Origin of the sequence: Pseudomonas sp. MWU12-2037, from assembly GCF_023242345.1 — a bacterium.
Taxonomy (GTDB): domain Bacteria; phylum Pseudomonadota; class Gammaproteobacteria; order Pseudomonadales; family Pseudomonadaceae; genus Aquipseudomonas; species Aquipseudomonas gingeri_D.
Genome location: NZ_JALLIZ010000001.1, coordinates 131,346 through 152,258, shown reverse-complemented (window position 1 = coordinate 152,258; position 20,913 = coordinate 131,346). Strand labels below are relative to the sequence as shown.

Below are 20,913 nucleotides of genomic sequence, written 5' to 3'. Positions count from 1 at the left end.
TGTTTCAGCCGAGCAAAAATTTTAGATGCTGCTTTACCGTCATTTCATGGGACCGCACCAACGCCAATCGGGCTACAAGAATATCAGAAAGTATTGACCGAGGCTTGCGCAGCAAGAGCATATGCGAAGAGATCGCAATGGCCGGTATCTACACACGGGGCGCCAATAATATCAAAAAAGCATCATCTTTAATTGGTTAATACTCGATTGTGTGCCGCAGCCCGGGCCATGATTAAGCGCGCGACTACCTGCACCGCCAGCCGGGCCTTATCCTGCGGCTTGCTCGGCCGCGCCGGGAGCATAATGGCGCCGTAGTACCGGCGCACACTTCAGTGCCGCACGCCTCAGGTCCGGCTTGTAACGGCCGGGCAACCAGAGCGCACGGGCTATCCGGAGCGATCATTTCAGAGACGCCACCGAAATAGCTGAGGGCCCGGCTCAACGCCATCACCCAGTCCACCTGGGGCTCGCCCGGCGTGGCGCAGGCATGGGTGTAGTTCGAGGCACCGAGGAAGATGTGCGCCTGCTGGAGAACTCTTGTGACCCGCAACGAAAATCAATGGCCAGCCAGCGACCAATGACTAGCCGCCAATCGTGACACCTCTTGGAGCCACTGGACCGAGATCCTGTTTCAACCCGCCCGTTGCGCTAGAAAATCCTCGGTCGTCTTGCGCAACGCTTCATCGACACTGATCAATGGACTCCAACTCAGAAGCTCGCGAGTCTTGCGGATGTCGACCTGTAACGACCCACATAAACGCTGAGCAAGCGCTCGCTTGCCTAATATTATGGCACCGGCCTCCAGCAACCAGCATGGTACTGGTATCAAACGTGCCGGCTTATTTAACATGCCACCTATTCTCTGCAACAGATCAGTCGTCGAAAGATCTTCACCATCACTTACCAGAAAAACCTGATTTGCCGCTGCTGGGTGAACCAGGCAAGTCATAATCAGATCAACCAGGTTGTCCAATGCCACCAAACTGCGCCGATTGTTATCAATTGCACCAAATGGCATCGGCACCCCCTTGTATAACCAGTTCATCATGGCAAAGAAATTTGCCCTCACACCCGGACCATAAACAAGAACAGGACGAATAATGACCACCTCCATGCCTGTCCTGGCCGCCAGGGCTTGCAGAGCTTGTTCGGCTTCCATCTTTGACACCCCATAAGGATCCAGAGGCGCCGCCGCCATATCAGCAGTGTAAGGCTTTCCGAGAGAGGTGGACTCTCCATTAACCTTGATCGAACTGACAAAAATAAACCGTTTAACTCCAGCCTCAGCCGCCTGCCGAGCCAGACTCAGCGTTCCCTCCACATTGACCTTGCGATATTCAGCAAGAGGATCAGATGAAGTATCCCCCATGACATGTACTCGTGCAGCGAGTTGAACGACAACGTCTTGCCCCGCCAGCAGCGGTCGCCACTCCTGATCGGCAGAAAGCCCCTCCACCCAACATTGCCTGATACGCGGATCCAGGCTGGCTTGCTTTCTGCGTACTGCAGAAGTGACCTCATGCCCTCGCTCCAGTAGCACAGTAATCAAGCCACGACCGATAAAACCGTTGCCTCCCGTCAGAACAACACGCATTATCAGGATCCTTTCACGATAGAGACAATGTCTTTCGACATTTCACGCATAATGCTTAATCGAGAAAAACACTCGATAAATTCATCGCGCGGGGCCGTAACAGCGTTCAATTTTTGAAAAGCACTCACAGCACCCGACACATCACATGGAGTAAATACCGCAGCATTGTCTATATTTTCAGAAACAAAATTCGCCGCATAACCGGCAACCCCCGCCCAAATCGGCTTGCCCAGCGCCGCATATTCAAAGAGTTTTGAGGGTAAAACTTTACGGAACGCATTGTGATCATTGAGATGCAGAAACAATATATCCGCAGCTTGATAAATCCTGATCAGCTCATTACGCCTGACAGGTTTCAAGAGTTCAACATTGGTGCAGCCCACTGCGCTAATTGCAGACTTCAGGATCTCAAGTCGCCCGCCATCGCCAATCAGCTTGAATACAAGCCTACCTTCAAATTGCTTGGCCAACTGCGGAATAATATGATGCAGACCCTGCCCCTCGCCCATATTACCGGCATATACCACTTCCAGGATTTTATTTGAGCTGGCTTCAGCCGCCACTGGACCCGCGCTCAAAAACTCATCATCAATCCCATTGGTGAACAGAGAATAGATCTGCTCAGGATAAGCACGTTCAAAATAAGGAAGGAAGCCCGCAGACACAAGATTGACTTTCTTTGCAGACCGAATAGTAAATTTTTCGAGTAATGAAAATAGAGGGGTCAGAAGCCATGACTGTGTTTTCGGCAACACATCCTTGATGGTATCGACAAAAATATCGCGAATATCAAGGTAAAGGGGCGCGTTTTGACGTCTTGCTATGCAGGCCCCCAACGAGGCGGTCATCAGTCGCGAAGAAGTCGCATAGATTAAATTATAGTGCTTGCCCAGAGTCAGGTTACGCACACGGCGCGCGTAGACTAAAAACGCCCGGGCCTGATCCAGCATCCCACTTTTATGGGCAGGTAACGCGATACGGCGAATAGTGAGGCGTGAATGCTCTTCGTGCTCAGGGGCCTCACTATTAAATGAGCTGTAGCGATTGGGCAACGTCGTAATCAGCTCAATACTGGCGTACGTGGGCAAGTCTTCCAGCAGCGCCTGCACAAGCGCGCTGGTACGAAACGAACCGGCAGATAGATCAGGGCGATAATAAAAACTGAGTATTAGAATTTTCAAATAAACCTCACCAGGTTATGGTGGTCATCAGTATCTCCGAGGAAAGCTCAGCAATAATACACTGATTGGGGATGGACTTCCCGAACTCCGGATGCCATGTTGAATCAACAACGTTGATGTTGACAGCACCTCGAAAGCAGACATGCACGACTCCCCCCAGGGGCAGCACCACGCTCACATTTCTCCCATCACGCAAGACAGTCGCATCGGGATGAACGAAAAACCTTGAAAGCGCGCAATCAAACGCCCCTGTAATGCTGTCAATAATCTGCAGCTCGCCAGCTGTCGCCCGCCACTCGCGCCGGTGCATGTTGCGGCCCCTCAAACGAATATAGCCGTCATGGTTGCATGCTATACGCGCACTGTCGTCGACGCTCTCAAACGCCTCAAGTTCAGCTCTTGCACGTCGCGCGACCCTGAACCCGGCCCACACCTCAGATGAATTCTCCCCGTTCACTTCAACAGTATTGTGGGCGGCAGTGCTGCGCTGGCGGTGACGCTCACGATCCTCACCATACCGCGAGGTTCCCGAGTTGACGAAAACCCGTTGACCAAAGAGGCTGAGTTCAAAACTCAAGGTATCCGCATGGGCGTGCCCTGGCTGATAATCGGGGGCTATCTGCGCAAAGCTCATCAACGCCTTGCCACCTTCGTCCAAATCAATAACACCATAACCGCTGTCCTTGTAGCATCTGGCTGCCACGCCCCCCGCCACGAATTGCATTGGCGGTGGCAAACAACCCAATAACTGCGCATAGGCTTCAATATCTCGCAAGCGTGGTGCGATCCCAAATGCCGAGTCGTTGAAAAAAGGAATATCACCATCTGGGTGCTGAATATCACGCAGCCAGATGATGCCTTGCCTGACAACCGCCTTCCACTTTTCAAGACGCTCTGCTAGCGGTGCCCACCGTGTGTGTGCGGCGAGGTTGACCAAGTCGCACATATCCCATATTAGGGAGGCGTGATACATGGGTGACAACTCATAGTGTGCTCCATCGGATAAAAACTGCTCATCAATCTCGCGATCGAGTATTTTTAAACCGAGATGCCGCCAATACTCGACATGCAGACCGTCCAGAAAACAGCCAGCCATGAGCAATGCTTTGCCATTAACAAATAGATGATTGGCGAGAATATGGTATTCAACTTGTTTGGACAGTGCGAATGTCTGAAGAGCCAGGCTATCCAACCAATCCTGCTTCAAATCCGAGCGACCGCGAAACCACTTCAGCAAATTCACAATGCGCAACGAAAGCGTGTAAGGCTCCCAAGCACACCCTGAATAGGGTGGATTTTCCTCGATCCAGCGATTGACGATATAACTGTCAAGGGCGTCAGATGTAACGTCAACGCTTGTCAAGCAATCTAGATAATGCAGATTGTAAAGCCAGATTTTTGGAAGCGTCGAACTATTCCATTGCACTGGCTGCTTGATTCCCATGAACTCAAATTGCTTATCCGAGGTCAGTCTCGACGCACTCCAGGCGGGAATCTGTCCGAGACCAAACGATGTGCTCTTTTTGTACCCCGAGACCACAAATGGCCCAACCTTTACAAAACGGTAATATATTCTGTAAACAATCTGCTTCAATCGTAAGGTTTTGACTGTGTGATAGAGCTTCAAAAACCGAGACATCAGCACATCGCCCATAAAAGTTTAAATAATAAATGAGTTGGGACCTATGCGAAACATTCCCATCGTATAAGACCCTTTTCATAACATTTCAGAAAGCGTAAACCTAGAGTAATATCACTGCTCACGCAACATCTGTGCGACCTCGATGCTGGCCCGGGCAACCTCAAAAATCTCCGCTGCGGAAATCGGGGTCTCGCCGCCGCTCTCAACTGCAGCCAGGAACGCACGGGCACACTCATTCTGCCCCTTGTTCTGCTTCCAGAGGTTGAGCTTTTTGAAGCCCGGCCAACCAAACCCCCTCAATTTACGGAAATTATCCAGTTGCAGTACTCGACCAGCAGTAAAAACCTCAACTCGCTCCTTGGGAAAGCTCGAAGAACCATTTGCCAGATAATGGACTGTTCCAAATGAACCATCCTCGAACCCAAGTGTGATCGCCGCCTTGTCCTCGGTAATGGTAACGCCATCGACTCCGCCCATTCGTCGTGCCTGAATGGAAACAATCCGACTTCCTGCGAGGAAACGCATGAGATCTATAAAATGACAGGCCTCTCCGATAATACGTCCTCCCCCCACTGCTATATCCTGTGTCCAATGATCAGCAGGAATAGCACCGGCGTTCATCGTCATGATAAAGGACTTCGGCTCTTTGACACTTTGTAACAGTGCCTTCATTTTTTGAATCTGTGGAGAAAAACGACGGTTGAACCCGACCATCAAATGAAGCTTGGCCCCACGGGCGTAAGCGTCATGGTAGGCCCTCTCCACATCCAGCAACTCCTGTGCCTCAATAGCCAGCGGCTTTTCGACAAAAACATGCTTACCGGCATCCAAGACCTGTGTAACAAAACGCGCATGATTGTCATGCCGAGTAACAACGGCAACCGTGTTGACCCTCGCGTCCTCAAGCAATCCTGTTACATCGGTCGAGGCCTCGGCGAAACCGGCCTTGCTCCCATGTATGACGCCGCTCAGCCCCCCGGCGGTAACGATGGTGTGAAGTTGAGCGCCCGCCGCCTTGAAAGCAGGGATCAACATCCGCGAAGCATAGTTACCCGCACCGATAAAACCAACGACCGGTTTGATGGAGTTGAAATGAGATGGCGCAAGCGTGTTCAAGACGACCTTTTTAATATTCCTTTCCGTCTCACTCGAGGAATATTGCAAAATAATACCAAGGCTTGAGGTGCCCGTCGTCAGCACCTGATAAGCGTCACCCGCCTGCTCAAAGGCAAATCGATGGGAGATCAGCGATTCGACCTCGAGCTGACCACTGGCCATCATATCCAGAACAGCTTCGAAATTGCGCTGTTCCGTCCAACGAACAAATCCTATCGGAAAATCATTTCCGCGCTCTTCATAATCAGGATCGTATCGCCCGGGACCATAAGAGCAAGAAACCTGGAAAGTAAGTTCCTTCTCATAAAAGTCGGAGCGATTCAACTCCAGCCCCGTGACGCCCACGAGAACGATACGTCCCCGCTTACGGGACATGTTTGCTGCTTGAGTGACAGGATCGGATGATTTGGTCGAGGCGGTTATGATCACGCCGTCCACACCACGACCTCTGCTGAAAGCAATACCTGCAGCGACAGGGTCCTCCCCTTTGCCCGGATTGCAGGTTTCAGCACCGTAGCGACGCGCCATTGCAAGTTTCTGCTCGTCGTAATCAATGGCCAGTACGCGACATCCCTGTGCCCGTAAAAGCTGCACGGTCATGAGGCCGATCAACCCAACGCCAGTGACAACAAAGGTCTCACCCAACGTAGGCGAGGCCAAACGAATACCTTGCAAACCAATACTGGCAAGCACAGTGAACGACGCCGCTTCATCACTGACGACGTCAGGAATCCGGGCGCAAAGGTTTTTCGGAACAACGACAATATCAGCATGGGGACCGTTCGAAACGACGCGATCCCCTGCTTTAAATCCAGAAACGCCCTTACCGATCTCGGTAACAACCCCGACATTGCAGTAGCCAAGGGGAAGCGGTTGGGCCAACTTTGATCGAACCGCATCGACAGTAGTCATCAAACCGTCCGTTTGAACTTTCTGCAATACCATGCGGACTTTATCCGGCTGCTGGCGCGCCTTCTCAAACCAATTGGCGCGACCAAACCCCACGAGCATGCGTTCCGTACCGGCAGATATCAACGTATTGGTCGTTGCCATTTTCAAGGCACCGCTGCGTACCGCCGGCGCAGGGGCATCAACCAAAGACGTTTCACCGCTAGACATATTTTGAACAACCTGCTTCATGCATAAATACCAGTAAAGTTGAAATTCTGTTTATCGTACGGAGGCCCATCTTATCCAACGTCAGTCGAGAGCAAAATGCCCATCGAGATATTGCTTGCACCATAGCTCCATGCAAACGATACCAAACAAGGTGTAAGCCGCATCGATTCGACCCGCGCGATCTGCCTTGATCAAACTGGCAACAGCCTCCGGATCGAAAATCCCCCTGGACGCGAGCGAAACGGGTGACAGCACCTCATCGACCAGCGGCTTCAAACGCCCCTGCAGCCAATGGCGAAGCGGCACGCCAAAACCGGTTTTAGGGCGATAAATAACATCATGCGGGAGATAAGGCTCCATGGCCTTTCTGAAAATCCACTTGCCCTCCCGACCCTTTTGCTTGAGCCCCGAAGGCAAGCTACCTGCCAGCTTGACAAGTTCCAGGTCCAACAAGGGAACACGAACTTCAACCCCCGTCGCCATCCCCATCTTGTCCGTGTAATTAAGATTGTGGTCTGCCAGGAAATGCTTGCACTCCAAAGTCAGCATCTTGTCCAGCGGCGTAGCGTCGTTCGGAAGACGAGCCAACGACTCACGCATTGGAGCGAACAGGTCGTCGATCGATAACTCCCGACGCAAGTCAGGTGCCAGCAGGCCAAAAGCCATGTCCGGGGCCAGCCAAAAGAAGTAGCTGATCAGCCGATCGTCCTGTGGCAACTCCGCATAGCGGAAAGCCTTGCCCACGCGCCGCGACAAGGGTGAAGACGCAGGCAGTAGTGCAGCACTCCCCGCTAGCCCTTTACGAATAACAGCAGGCAGATGCCCCCACCAACGCTCCTGCGCCAGGGCGAAATGACGTCGGTATCCGGTAAAAATATCATCGCCACCAGCCCCGGACAGCAGCACCTTAATGCCGTTTTGGCTGGCCATCTCCGAGATAAACAACGCGTTCAGCGCTGCCGGATCCGCCGTGGGCTCGTCGAGGAGATAGACCACATCAGGTAGGCGGTCCATCATTTCGTCACCGACAGTGACTACCTGCAGGTCCACATCCAGATGTTTTGCCACTTTTTCCGCGTATGGCAAATCCTCGGCAAATCCCTCGCCGGCAGCGGAAGCACTGTCAATCTTGATGCTAAAACATTGCAGACGCTCCTTGCCTCGTATCTCCTCAGCAGCGAATGCAACGATGGCACTGGAGTCCAGGCCTCCCGAAAGAAACGAGCCCAACGGTACATCCGACACCAGCTGTCGCTTGACAGCCGTGCGAACCGCTGCCGCCAACTCCCGGGTCGTTTCCTCGACAGGTTGAAGCTGTGAAGCCTCCAACATGGGTAGCTCATAATAGAACCACGCCTTCTCGACCTGACCATTGACAATACACATGGCCTGCCCGGGCAACACCTTCTTGATACCCCGGACGATTGTCTTTTCCCCGGGCGACCACAAATACCCCAAATGGGCCAATACCGCCTGAGGGTCAATGTCCGGTTTGGTAAATCCGCCTCGCAGCAAACCTTTCATCTCACTCGAAAAAGCAAAGCGATCATGCCCAGCGTGTATATAAAGGGGTTTGACACCCAATTGATCACGGGCAACCCAGAGTTTCTGAGTGTCACGTTCCCAAAAGACAACCGAAAAAATACCGTTTAAGCGCGACAGGCAATCGATGCCATAACGGCAAAACAAGGCAAGCAGAACCTCGGAGTCGGACTGGCTGAAAAACGTATCCCCGGCTTTCTCCAAGTGAACTCGAAGTTCGCGAAAATTATAGATTTCCCCATTAAAAACCATGACCACCCGACCATCGGCCGAAATCATGGGTTGGTGGCCTGCCGAAGAAGTGTCGAGAATGGACAGGCGTACTTGACCTAACCAGACGCCAGCGTTTGTATCCGACCAAACGCCCTGGTCATCAGGACCACGACGGCGAATAAAAGAAAGCGCCGCCGAAAAATCGATCGTTTCTTTTTCACCGCGATGAACATACCCCATGATACCGCACATAGAACGTCTCTCAATGTGTTTAAAATATCGTTTGCTTCTTCATTTAAAAAGCAAAAGACTATCCAGTCGAAACCGCAGTTTTTTCAGGAGGTGCAGACCGACTGCCAACAACGGAGTAATAGCGAATGGGTACAAGCAGCGCCAAGACAACCAGCCAAGGTACGATCCTTATCCAGCCAACGGCAAAATTGAAAAACTCCTGCTCAAAGAGCAGGAAGTAGTAGGACAGCATAATGACCACCAGCAGTGTTCGCCCACTGCGTCCATGCATCAGCAGGCGCGTGATAAGCCCCAGGAAAACACCATGAACAAGGCCCGCCAAAATAAAACCAACCGGACCGAAATTGCCGTACGCATCCGTTAGTCCACAGCTCTGATAATCAACAGCGGACAAGCTGGTGTACTCCCCTATCATGAAAGCCTTGGCGGTCGTCATCCCCATCGCCTTCAGTGTGATCGCGTCAGTTGAGCCTACCAGCGGACCAAACAAGCTGATGAATGGACTATACCAAGCTTCTCCCAAAGGAAACCCACGTTCTTGCAGCACAGGACTGATGATACTGATCAAATCAAAGCAATTGACCCGATCCAACCACTCATGGGCACTAATCTGAGAGCCCCCCGTGCTTATCATAAAGGGATTCAATATAGCAAGGTAGTCGACCCCTCCCGCATCAACACTGGTGCGAAAGTTGACCAGTACGATCATGAGATAGAGAAAAACGGGAGACAGGGCCAGCATTCGAAGCGCAAACTTCTTCAACTCAAGCCCCGTCCACAACATCATGACTCCAACGGACACAAAAATAAAAACCAATGCGATCCGTGAGTTGACAACGGCAAATATCAATACATCAACAGCCAATATGACTCCGATAATTTTCATCCACAACGGAGACCACTGCTGACGTAAGATCACGATCAGCATGAAAAAAATGGGCGGAACCGCCATATCATGAAATTTTATCAACAGCAGGTCTAATCCGCTCAAACTGGAAAAAAGCTGTGCGGCCTCCGCCGAACCAATTCTCCGAAAAAAATAACCAAGCGATAACGCGCGAAAACAATAAATGCCGAGCAACAGAATAGAAAGAATTGAAAACGCGGTAATCGCGAACCGAGATCGATAAACGACAACCACCTTTTCAATCCCGGGAAGACGCCACACCAACAATCCATAGGCGACAAACAGGACGGGGAAGTAAAAAACCAATATCCCTATCCAGAACCCCGAGTAGCCTGACACGTCGGCCCCATCATTCAGAAAGTAGACACCCATCGGGGACGCGATCAGGTAAACAATTGCCTGAAAGCAAAAAAAAATAAAAAACGCATCGCGCCTGACATCAAAGCGTGCAAACAGCCCAACAAGGCGGCAATAGGCGATGCTGAGAAAACCAATAAAAGCCACTAAAGCAAGTTCCATAAGACCCCCTATCATCTATCGACCATCCGAGGCCTTTACATTTTCAAAAGCTGTCCTTCTTTCGCTCACAACTCTGCCAAGCGCTGCCGTAAAAAATAAAACAACAAACCGGCAGAACAGGCCGCCCCAACTAAAGACGCCAGAACCCCCGCCCATCCGCCGATCAGTGGAACGCCACTGAAAAGTGTAAGTAAAACCACACAACCCTCGACAATATTTATTTTCAAACTGAGTCCAAAGACCCGAAGGACCAGCAGCATTGTACCACAGCAGAGTGCCATCGCTTTCATGGGTAACGACAGTGCCAATACCAGAGAATAGAGTGCTGTCAACTCATAGGCCCCTTTCGAAAAAAACAGCCATATCAGAGAAGCCAGTATCAACAGCACGGCAGTCAAGGACGACACTTTCAGCATAGTACTGACAAATAATGCGTAATTTTTTCGAAATATTTCCTTGTCCTCAAACGCCGAGACCAGCTCAGGAAGTGCCCGCTGGGCGATTATCGTCACGGGCAATATCCCGGCAACAAGGCCGAGCATGGCAACACCAAAATAACCGACTTGGTCGATGGGCAAGGTAAAATAATTCAACAGCAATATCGGCAAGCTATCAACAATCAGGCGGACAAAAAGACTCGCATTGACCAACGCACCGGAGCGCGCCATAACGATCAGCTTTTGCCAACTGAAATGACGCCTATCACAGGCCGAGGTGACATACGCCCTCAACTTCCATCCCACCACAAGCAAACACAACCCCTCACCAAAGTAGCGAGCGAGCACCCAGCCGTGAACCCCATAAATTCGCGTCAACAAAACGTGCACCAATACCCCGGCAGTGGTTGCCAGCATCAATGCAAAATATATTTCCCTGATCGCTTTCACACCCTGCGCAAACGCGGTGGAAGCACGAATCAAATTAGTCAGAAAGACCAGACCACAGGCCTGTAAAACATAACCACCAATGATCGACACCGGAAGAAGGCCGTAGCCAATACAAACACCCAGCACCGTCACAAAAGACGTCAGGCCGATCAGCATATAAACACGCTGCAGTACCTCTCCCTGAAGCAGCAGACCATCAACCTCCGAAGACTCTCGAACCGCGATGCTCTGCATACCCAGGCTGCCAGCCAGCACGATCAGGGCAATGATGGTTTCCACGGAGCGAATCGTCCCCACCTCCGCGGGGCTGATCCAGGGGAAAACCAGGAACTGGCTGACGATGACACCACCTTGAATACAAGCAGTGATAATAAAAAGCTGAAAAAGCCGTGAACCTTCCAGCAAGGCGATTAGGCGCGCTAGCACTCCACACCGCCATTCATAGCGATTGCCCTTGAACACCCCATACATTCACACCCGCTTTTTTTGTGCCAGTGAATCTATAACCGCCTTTAGAACATCCCGACGCGCGGCAATAGAAAACTTCGACACAATCCAATTATGCCGAACCGCCGCGCCATCGCCGACTTCTGCTTGAAGTACGGAGCTCATGGCGGCCGCGATTTCGTCAACACTCTCGGGCTGAACCCAATAGGCATGATCGCCGGCTACTTCTGGCACTGCGCCCCGCGGCGAAGTAATGACACGAGCCCCGCAGGCCAAGGCCTCGCCAATGGCATGCCCAAACCCTTCATAAAGCGTCGGCTGGACGTAGGCCAGGCAGTTGCGATAATGAGTACGCTTTTCTTCATCGGAGATCATTCCGATAAACTCGACCTGATCGCTTACCCCAAGCCTTGCAGTCAACGCCTTCAGTTCGGACAAATAATCGCCATTTTTCCCGGCTATAACGAGACGAAGATCTTTCGCACGCTCAGCCAACCGGGCAAACGCTTCAATAGTAGGAATAAGCCCCTTGCGAATAACGTTGGTCCGACTTGTCCAACTTACGGTAAAAAAATAATCACCAGGCGTCGCGGCTTGATCACCAGGAGAGTAAAAGTCGGTATCAATTGCCAGCGTCGCCTCGACCGGGTTTTTCACCGAAAGATTCGAGGTCACTTCCTCACGCTCGAAATGAGAGATGAACAGATTCCTGTCAGCCAACAGCAACGAGGCGCGTAATACAACTCTCTGCCACCACGGGCGATCCAGATAACACATACCGGGAATTTCTTTCCGGCACGTTGAATAATCGAATGCCCCCGTCACGATCACCGGTTTTCGGCGCAATTTTCCGGCCAACAGCGGGAGCGGCGAATGCCCCCACCACCAGCAAAAATACAAATCAGCCTTCCAGTCCAGCGTCGCAGGCGTACCTGAAACTATGACTTCGTGACCCAATTCCTTGAGGATACGAATATCGACCCGGTAGAACTCGACCTTGTCAAACATTTCACGCCAGTTTTCATGAGCTGACATGTTAGCAAAAAAACAGATACGCACAGTGCACCAACCTGAAACTGGCCGTTAAGCTTTGACGGTAACCTTATGCTCGTACATAGACAGTAATGTCTCGCGCAAACCAGGTATGGAAATATCACCGACAGCAGAAAAGAGCCTTGAAGGATCCCCATAGAGGCTCTTGACCTCGTCCTGCCTGACAAACGCAGGATCAACGGAAACTTTTGGCATGTAGCCTGCGATCAGTGCCTTCTCATCGATCACGTTTTCCAAGGAAATACTGCGCCCAGAGCAGATATTAAAAAACTCGCTGCGAGCATCGCAAAGCAATAACCTGGCATACGCCTCAACCACTAAACGCACATCGGAAAGATCCCGGGAAACATCGATATTTCCCAGCCTCAATTCCGGTTCGCTTCTCGCAAAAGCGCCCACGATTTTTGAAAAAACAAAAGACTCGGACTGACCAGGCCCCGTGTAGTTGAATGGCCTGACAACCACTATTGAAATACGACTGAACCATTTCTGAACCAGCGCCTCCATCGCCAGCTTACTGAGCGCGTAGTGATTCATCGGCTGCGGGCTTGCGCTTTCGGCAATCGGTGAGGACAGCGAGTTGCCATAGATATTCGCACTACTAGCAACAATCAGCGTATTAACGCTGGAATCGATAATGACATCACCGCGTATGGCGCTTTCCTGCGCGTCCTTATCCTGCGAGCGCCAAACCGCAACCCAGGCCCCCAGCTCGGACAAATGGGAAGCCGCTTGCTGAAAGAGGGTTTCTCTGCCTGACATTGCCAGAAACTGCTTGGGGTACAGGGTCCTGCTCAAGGGCCAAAGACGGGTGCCAGCCCCTCCGGACATGATGACAGGAAGAACTTTCATGGCAGCCAGATTCCACGGGTATCGACTATCTTACGACCCTGCAATGTGGCGGCGGGAACAGCCTTGAACTCTTTATGATCAACCAACAATAACAAAACATCCGCTCGAGCAATCGCTTCCTCGATGCTGGTAATTTCCGTTGTCGCTTTCAGCGCCTCAGGCAAACCTTCGATATTCGGCTCAACGACAAGCACCTTGCCGGAATGACGCTTCGAAATATCCTTTGCGATCTCGAGCGCCGGACTCTCGCGGAGGTCATCGATGTCGGGCTTGAAGGCCAGGCCGAAACAGGCGATAACGACGTCTTTTTCAAGCTTCCCTGGATTGCCTGACAGATGCTCGGCGATAGCCCTGTCGACCTTCTCCATGACCCAATCAGGCTTGGAATCATTGACTTCGCGAGCGGTGCGAATCAGCCGCGCCTGCCCTTCGGCCTGACTGACAATAAACCAAGGGTCAACGGCGATACAGTGCCCACCGACGCCCGGGCCCGGTTGAAGAATATTGACTCGCGGATGACGGTTGGCGAGTTTTATCAACTCCCAGACATCGACATCAAACGAATCGCAGATCATTGAAAGTTCATTGGCAAAGGCAATATTGACATCACGAAAACTATTTTCTGTCAGCTTACACATTTCAGCTGTTCGCGCGTTGGTCACAATACATTCACCCAGGACAAAAATCTTGTACAGGCTGGTCGCAAGCGCCGAACATTTCGGTGTCATCCCGCCGATAACGCGATCATTCTGGACCAACTCACGCAATACGTGCCCTGGCAGAACACGCTCTGGACAATGAGCGATTCTGATATCCGACGCTTCGCCACATGTATGGGGAAAGCTCAAGTCCGGACGCGCTTCAGCCAACCAGGCAGCCATCTGCTCAGTCGCACCGACTGGCGATGTGGACTCGAGAATAACCAGGTCACCCTTTTTCAGAACGGGAGCAATCGACTTACTCGCCGACTCGATATAACTCAGGTCTGGCGCATGGTTTTCCTTGAACGGCGTAGGCACCGCGATCAGAAAAGCGTCGGCCGGCTCGGGCTGGGTACTGGCCCGAAGAAAACCTTCAGTAACCGCGGCATGGACGACCATATCCAGATCCGGTTCGACGATATGGATCTGACCGCGATTGATCGTATCGACCGCCGCCTGGTTGACGTCGACACCGAGCACTTTTATCTTTCGCGCCGCAAAAACAGCGGCTGTTGGCAGGCCGATATAACCTAAACCAATAACTGAAATGGTTGAAAAATTCATGAATGAACCTTATTTCTGAAGCGTTGCCAGGACAGCTACAATACGCATGCAAGCTTTGCCATCGCCATAAGGGTTATGGGCAACACTCATTTTTTCGTAGGCTGCGTAGCTTCGAAGAAGCGCCTGCAGGTTACTGATGATTGCATCTTCAGAAGTCCCCACGAGCCTGACTGTACCCGCCTCGACAGCCTCCGGCCGCTCCGTAGTGTCCCGCATCACCAGCACGGGCTTGCCCAGGGACGGCGCCTCCTCTTGCACACCTCCCGAGTCTGTCAGAATCAGGTGGGAGCGATTCATCAGGTACACAAACGGCAAATAATCCAAAGGTTCGATCAGATGGATATTTTTAACGCCACCCAGCAGTCGATTGACCGGCTCACGCACATTAGGGTTCAAGTGTACCGGATAGACAATTTCAACATCATCAAACTCCTTGGCAATGGAAACCAGGGCGTGACATATCCGCTCAAAACCGTCACCAAAGCTTTCACGGCGATGGCCGGTCACCAATACCAGGCGGCGGTCTTTTGACAAAAAACCAAACTGTTCGGCGAACTGAGCCTGCAACGCCTCGCTGGATTCCAGTTTTTTTACGACTTCGAGTAACGCATCAATTACCGTGTTGCCCGTGACATGAATGGATGCCGCATCCACGCCCTCTTGAAGCAGGTTTTGCTGCGAGCGCTCGGTCGGGGCGAAGTGAACGGCTGCCAATGCCCCCGTCAACTTTCGATTCGCCTCCTCGGGCCAGGGAGAATAGAGATTACCGGTACGCAGTCCAGCCTCGACGTGAGCCACTGGAATCTGGTGATAGTAGGCCGCCAGGGTAGTTGCGAAGGTGGTCGCAGTGTCACCGTGCACAAGAATAACGTCAGGCCGATAGTCGACAAATATGTCTTTCATGCCCTGAAGAATCGCCGTGGTAACATCTGTGAGCGTTTGAGCAGGTCTCATGATATTCAAATCAAAATCTGGCTCGAGTTCGAATAGCTCCAACACCTGATCCAACATTTGACGGTGTTGTCCCGTAACGCAGATCTTCGCATTAAAACGCTCATCCGCGGCAAGAAGCAGCGCCAATGGTGCCATTTTGATAGCTTCAGGACGTGTGCCAAACACACTCAAAACCTTTAAAGTCATTCGATTACCAATGCCGTCATATTCATAATATTGAACAGTTCAGTCTTGAAAAATCGGCAGCTGCGCCCGAATCTCAGATCATCGCAGCACTCCAAACTCCTCGGGTGCTGACCCGTTACGAGCGCACTACCGAGGAAATAGGCCAGGTGCGGCGACTGCTGACAGCGATCTCAGCACTCCCTCACATCCAAAACCAGTCAAGGCAAGTCTTGACAGATGCAAAAAACCATAAACACCAATAACAACCATTCTCAAAAAAACAACAAATTACGGCATCAAGCTATCACCCCCCCCCTTTCAAAACTGCCTTTCCTATTCGCATCAAGGCCGGATGCATCGGGCCAAAAATCACCCTACGTGCACTTCTGTCGCGGACACTGCTCTACTGACCGCCCATTATACGACTAATAGCTCCTATCCCGACAGCCACAGCAGCCATCACCGGCAGCGGAGACTGTCTCAAAAAAACAAAAGGGAGCATCGCGCCCCCTTCCTCTCTACACCGTCCTTCTCAGGATCAATGGCTAGAATTTTCCCTGCCGCCATCGCAATACGTCGAAGAAAAATTTCCCTGCGATCATCAATCCGGCAAAAGCCCCGCCGAGCAAAGCGCTCAAAAAGAAGTAGACGATGATTTTTTTACCGGGCGCTATATTTTCAACCTGTAAAAAACCATCTGATCGATAGACCCCCACCCCTTCAGCACCAACCTTCAGATCACGAAAATAGTTGCGCTTAACTTCCCAGGCCCGAATCCTCGAGGCAGAGGCCCCATCATTCGCAGCGCTACGCTCTACCTCGATCTGATGGTCATAGCTGCGCGCCAGCACCATCGCATCACGATTTACCTGCTCGACAACCTCAGCCACTGCCGCATCACTTGCAAATTTGACAAACGCCTGGAGCCATTGTTTAACCTGCTCGGCATTACTGTCACGCATGACAACCAGATAGCTATTGAGCGGAAAACGCTTATCGAAATTTTCATCTGGATAGATCTTGAGTGGCATCTCGGCAATGACAAGCTTCTTGGCAAAACGGGCGTAGGAAGCCTCCTCCGAACCGCGAACCTCAACAGGTAGCGAAGGTAGATAGATCTTTGTATAAAAGTCATGTCGCACATCCAACGACTTCAGTTCACGGGCGAACACAGCATAAACTTCTCTGGTCGTCAGGTATCCCAAGCCAAAGTCTTTACCACGACCATAATTCAGCGCTGACACTTCACTTGCCGCAGGGGGGCCCAAAACAACGTTAAATTCATAGACTGGCACCGCCCAAAAAGCATAACCTGCTCCAGCCCCGCCACTGACCAACATAACAAAAAGCAGCAAGAACCTTTGCTGCCAAAAAAGCCGAAAAAAATCGATCAAACCCAGCGCCCGTGGAGCCTCAACTCCATTACTACCTAAAACATCAACCATTCCTAACGCCCTATCCGTACTATCCGCACTTTTTCAATATAAAAATTCTCTCGACCGATTCCATACATGACATTTTTTCCGAATATTCTTACCTTCAGATTTCTTGAGCAACTATCCGGAAGATCTAGCAAGGCATTACCCAGGATGCCATTTCACGCACCATCCATTTAGGCTTCTCCTGCTGATGAGTCACCAGAATAAAGTATCTTCATGGCAACGCGGATCAAAAGTCCGACAAGAATATAATTATACAACTATAACCACAGGACATCCCTCTGGGGGCATGAGCTTGGCTTCACCCCAGCGTTCCTTCCCGGAAAACCGCCCCATAGGGCAACTGGCAAGCCGGAAATGGCGTTACCGCCAATTCATCCAATCAATCCTCTTCCTCCTCATTCACCCGATCCCTCAACTCTTTCCCCGGCTTGAAATGCGGTACGAACTTCCCATCCAGGCTTACCGACTGCCCGGTCTTTGGATTTCGTCCAACCCGCGGAGCGCGGTAATGCAGCGAAAAACTCCCAAACCCGCGGATCTCGATGCGGTCGCCGGTTGCCAGGCATTGGGACATTTGCTCAAGCATGGTCTTGATGGCCAGCTCCACATCCTTGGATGAAAGCAGCCCCTGATGGGTGACAATTCGTTCGATCAGCTCCGACTTCGTCATATTTTTCCCTTCTTTTTCAAGCAGCTAGGAAAGCACTTCGAAGGTTTTAGCATGAGCGGAAGGTTTTGAACAGCCCATCTATTGACTTATCTGCATGCAGAAGAAACAAGGAACAGGATCGTCTAATTACAAATCACCAGCATGGTGCGAGTGACGGCGCCGGCCGGATTCCAGCCGAAAAGATAGCCATCCCCTTCATCCTTTGCATCGCTGGACCGGGTGACGACCTTATAGCCCTGAGCCTTGCACTCAAGGGCAGCCCGCGTGTAACACTTGTCCCAGTCCGACCCAAGTCCCGAACAGTCGATCTCGACACCGCTCACGCCCCGCCTGACGTGAGTCGTCGCCTGGGTGACGCACCCCGCAAGTAACAGCAACGCGAGGACAACCATTAGCTTGCTCATTCCTTTCCTTACTGACGCGCTCCCCGAACCGCTCACGAAGCACAAATCTACGATCCTGACGACAAACGTTTTTACACTGATAAATAAGACCGTCGCCACCCTGAATTCGTTTCAGATTTTGAACGTCAAATCGTGGGCACAAAAAAGGGCGACCGAAGTCGCCCTTTTTCTATGGTCCGACAGAACTTAGTTCTGTTTTTCCATCTGAGCACGCAGCAGAGCACCGAGAGTGGTGTCGACTGGAGCATCCGAAGCAGCTGGCTTGTCGCGCAGGCTCTGGATGGCTTCTTTTTCGTCTTCAACGTCTTTCGACTTGATCGACAGCTGGATCACGCGGCTCTTGCGGTCAACGCTGATGATCTTGGCTTCTACTTCTTCGCCTTCTTTCAGAACGTTGCGCGCGTCTTCAACGCGGTCACGGCTGATTTCGGAGGCTTTCAGAGTCGCTTCGATATCGTCGGCCAGAACGATGATGGCGCCTTTGGCGTCAACTTCTTTCACGATGCCTTTAACGATGGCGCCTTTGTCGTTAACCGAGACGTACTCGGAGAACGGGTCGCTTTCCAGTTGCTTGATACCCAGGGAGATGCGCTCGCGCTCTGGGTCAACCGACAGGATAACGGTGTCCAGCTCGTCGCCCTTCTTGAAACGACGAACGGCTTCTTCGCCCACTTCGTTCCAGGAGATGTCGGACAGGTGAACCAGACCGTCGATGCCACCGTCCAGACCAATGAAGATACCGAAATCGGTGATCGACTTGATGGTGCCGGAGATTTTATCGCCCTTGTTGAACTGGCCAGAGAAATCTTCCCATGGGTTAGATTTGCACTGCTTGATGCCGAGGGAGATACGACGACGCTCTTCGTCGATGTCCAGAACCATGACTTCCACTTCGTCGCCGACTTGTACGACTTTCGAAGGGTGGATGTTCTTGTTGGTCCAGTCCATTTCGGAAACGTGTACCAGGCCTTCAACGCCTTCTTCCAGCTCAGCGAAGCAGCCGTAGTCGGTCAAGTTGGTAACACGAGCGGTGACGCGAGTGCTTTCTGGGTAACGGGCTTTGATAGCAACCCATGGATCTTCGCCCAGTTGCTTGAGGCCCAGGGAAACACGATTGCGTTCGCGATCGTACTTCAGAACCTTGACATCGATCTCGTCGCCAACGTTGACGATTTCCGATGGGTGCTTGATGCGCTTCCAAGCCATGTCGGTGATGTGCAGCAGGCCATCGACGCCACCCAGATCGACGAATGCGCCGTAATCGGTGAGGTTCTTGACGATACCCTTGACTTGCTGACCTTCCTGCAAGGATTCCAGCAGAGCTTCACGCTCGGCGGAGTTCTCGGCTTCCAGGACGCTGCGACGGGAAACAACAACGTTGTTGCGTTTCTGGTCGAGCTTGATGACCTTGAACTCGAGCTCTTTGCCTTCCAGGTGCGTGGTGTCGCGCACTGGACGGACGTCAACCAGAGAACCTGGCAGGAACGCACGGATGCCGTTAACGTCGACAGTGAAGCCGCCTTTAACCTTACCGTTGATAACGCCCTTGACCACTTCTTCGGCTGCGAAGGCTGCTTCCAGAACGATCCAGCATTCAGCGCGCTTGGCTTTTTCACGGGACAGCTTGGTTTCACCAAAGCCGTCTTCAACCGAATCCAGCGCCACGTGAACTTCGTCACCGACGTTGATGTTCAGCTCGCCAGCATCGTTGTAGAACTGTTCCAGCGGGATCAGAGCTTCAGACTTCAGACCGGCGTGGACAGTGACCCAACGAGCTTGGTAATCGATATCAACGATAACACCGGTGATGATCGAACCAGCCTGAAGATTAAGGGTCTTCAAGCTCTCTTCAAAGAGTTCCGCAAAGCTTTCGCTCATTTTAATTCCTGTTGATAAGGGCGAAGAATACGCCCATCTGCCACACCCCAGACGGTGTGGGTTACGTTCATATGAAAGAAGCCGCGCAGGACTATGACTGGTCCCCTGCACACCTCTTGGTCACCCGGCGATATCGCGAATGGCGATCTCGCTCATGATGCGTTCCAGCACCTGCTCGATGGACAATTCCGTGGAATCCAGCTGTATGGCGTCAGCCGCCGGCTTGAGCGGGGCTACCGCTCGCTGGGTGTCACGCTCATCGCGTGCACGTATCTCATCTAGCAGACTCGACAGACTAACATCATCGCCCTTGGCCTTCAACTGCAAGTACCGGCGACGAGCCCGCTCCTCGGAGCTGGCGGTCAGAAAAATCTTCAGCGGCGCATCGGGAAACACCACCGTGCCCATGTCCCGGCCATCGGCCACCAGGCCTGGCGGCTCCTGGAACGCCCGCTGGCGTTGCAGCAAAGCCTCGCGCACCGCCGGCAACGCCGCGACCTGGGAAGCCCAGGCGCCGACCTGCTCGTTGCGGATATCTTCGGTGACGTCGTCGCCCTCGAGGATGATCCGCGCCGTACGATCACTGGTCGCACCGACGAACTGTACATCCAGATGAGCGGCCAGGGCCTTGAGCAGTTCCTCGTTGGTCAGGTCGACCCCATGGTTGCGCGCGGCGAATGCCAGCAACCGATAGAGGGCGCCGGAATCCAGCAGGCACCAGTTCAGGCGCTTGGCCAGGATCCCGGCGACCGTGCCCTTGCCCGAACCGCTCGGCCCGTCAATGGTGATAACTGGAGCTTGAATATTCACG

16 protein-coding genes and 1 pseudogene are annotated in these 20,913 nt (G+C 52.2%); all 17 read right to left on the bottom strand.

The features are described 5' to 3' along the window. Positions 1-227 precede the first annotated feature (227 nt). Positions 228-532: pseudogene (locus tag M5B42_RS00705) on the bottom strand (IS21 family transposase); the annotation flags it as partial. A gap of 99 nt (positions 533-631) precedes the next feature. Continuing rightward, positions 632-1,594 carry an SDR family oxidoreductase gene (locus tag M5B42_RS00700; RefSeq protein ID WP_248744739.1) on the bottom strand — a complete coding sequence of 321 codons (963 nt, stop codon included), beginning with the start codon at positions 1,592-1,594 and terminating at the stop codon, positions 632-634. Positions 1,595-1,596: 2 nt separating this feature from the next. Continuing rightward, positions 1,597-2,775 carry a glycosyltransferase family 4 protein gene (locus M5B42_RS00695; RefSeq protein ID WP_248744738.1) on the bottom strand — a complete coding sequence of 393 codons (1,179 nt, stop codon included), beginning with the start codon at positions 2,773-2,775 and terminating at the stop codon, positions 1,597-1,599. 7 nt (positions 2,776-2,782) lie between these two features. Continuing rightward, positions 2,783-4,429 carry a heparinase II/III family protein gene (locus M5B42_RS00690; RefSeq protein ID WP_248744737.1) on the bottom strand — a complete coding sequence of 549 codons (1,647 nt, stop codon included), beginning with the start codon at positions 4,427-4,429 and terminating at the stop codon, positions 2,783-2,785. A gap of 99 nt (positions 4,430-4,528) precedes the next feature. Beyond that, positions 4,529-6,673, bottom strand: a complete 2,145-nt coding sequence (locus tag M5B42_RS00685; RefSeq protein WP_248744736.1) for a bi-domain-containing oxidoreductase — start codon at positions 6,671-6,673, stop codon at positions 4,529-4,531. Positions 6,674-6,733: 60 nt separating this feature from the next. After that, complete coding sequence (gene asnB / locus M5B42_RS00680) at positions 6,734-8,647, bottom strand: asparagine synthase (glutamine-hydrolyzing) (RefSeq protein ID WP_248744735.1); 1,914 nt, start codon at positions 8,645-8,647, stop codon at positions 6,734-6,736. Positions 8,648-8,717: 70 nt separating this feature from the next. Beyond that, positions 8,718-10,085: a hypothetical protein gene (locus tag M5B42_RS00675; protein WP_248744734.1), complete on the bottom strand. Its 1,368-nt coding sequence runs from the start codon at positions 10,083-10,085 to the stop codon at positions 8,718-8,720. Between the two features lie 65 nt (positions 10,086-10,150). After that, positions 10,151-11,443: a hypothetical protein gene (locus tag M5B42_RS00670; RefSeq protein WP_248744733.1), complete on the bottom strand. Its 1,293-nt coding sequence runs from the start codon at positions 11,441-11,443 to the stop codon at positions 10,151-10,153. Next, positions 11,444-12,478: a glycosyltransferase gene (locus M5B42_RS00665; protein ID WP_248744732.1), complete on the bottom strand. Its 1,035-nt coding sequence runs from the start codon at positions 12,476-12,478 to the stop codon at positions 11,444-11,446. A gap of 24 nt (positions 12,479-12,502) precedes the next feature. Continuing rightward, positions 12,503-13,324, bottom strand: coding sequence for a GDP-mannose 4,6-dehydratase (locus M5B42_RS00660; protein WP_248744731.1), 822 nt, complete (start codon positions 13,322-13,324; stop codon positions 12,503-12,505). Then, entirely contained in the window at positions 13,321-14,589 is a 1,269-nt protein-coding gene (gene wecC / locus M5B42_RS00655; RefSeq protein ID WP_248744730.1) for a UDP-N-acetyl-D-mannosamine dehydrogenase, read from the bottom strand. Before wecC ends, M5B42_RS00660 begins: the two co-directional genes overlap by 4 nt. Positions 14,590-14,598: 9 nt before the next feature. Next, positions 14,599-15,729: a UDP-N-acetylglucosamine 2-epimerase (non-hydrolyzing) gene (gene wecB, locus M5B42_RS00650; protein ID WP_248744729.1), complete on the bottom strand. Its 1,131-nt coding sequence runs from the start codon at positions 15,727-15,729 to the stop codon at positions 14,599-14,601. 524 nt (positions 15,730-16,253) lie between these two features. Beyond that, positions 16,254-17,153, bottom strand: coding sequence for a Wzz/FepE/Etk N-terminal domain-containing protein (locus M5B42_RS00645; protein WP_248744728.1), 900 nt, complete (start codon positions 17,151-17,153; stop codon positions 16,254-16,256). A 376-nt stretch (positions 17,154-17,529) separates the two neighbouring features. Then, entirely contained in the window at positions 17,530-17,820 is a 291-nt protein-coding gene (gene ihfB / locus M5B42_RS00640; protein WP_019360462.1) for an integration host factor subunit beta, read from the bottom strand. Positions 17,821-17,942: 122 nt separating this feature from the next. Next, positions 17,943-18,224, bottom strand: a complete 282-nt coding sequence (locus M5B42_RS00635) for a hypothetical protein (protein ID WP_152737272.1) — start codon at positions 18,222-18,224, stop codon at positions 17,943-17,945. Between the two features lie 186 nt (positions 18,225-18,410). Beyond that, on the bottom strand, positions 18,411-20,102 hold the full coding sequence (gene rpsA / locus M5B42_RS00630) for a 30S ribosomal protein S1 (protein WP_100939090.1): 1,692 nt from the start codon (positions 20,100-20,102) through the stop codon (positions 18,411-18,413). Positions 20,103-20,222: 120 nt separating this feature from the next. Continuing rightward, complete coding sequence (gene cmk / locus M5B42_RS00625; protein WP_100939089.1) at positions 20,223-20,912, bottom strand: (d)CMP kinase; 690 nt, start codon at positions 20,910-20,912, stop codon at positions 20,223-20,225. Position 20,913 lies beyond the last annotated feature (1 nt).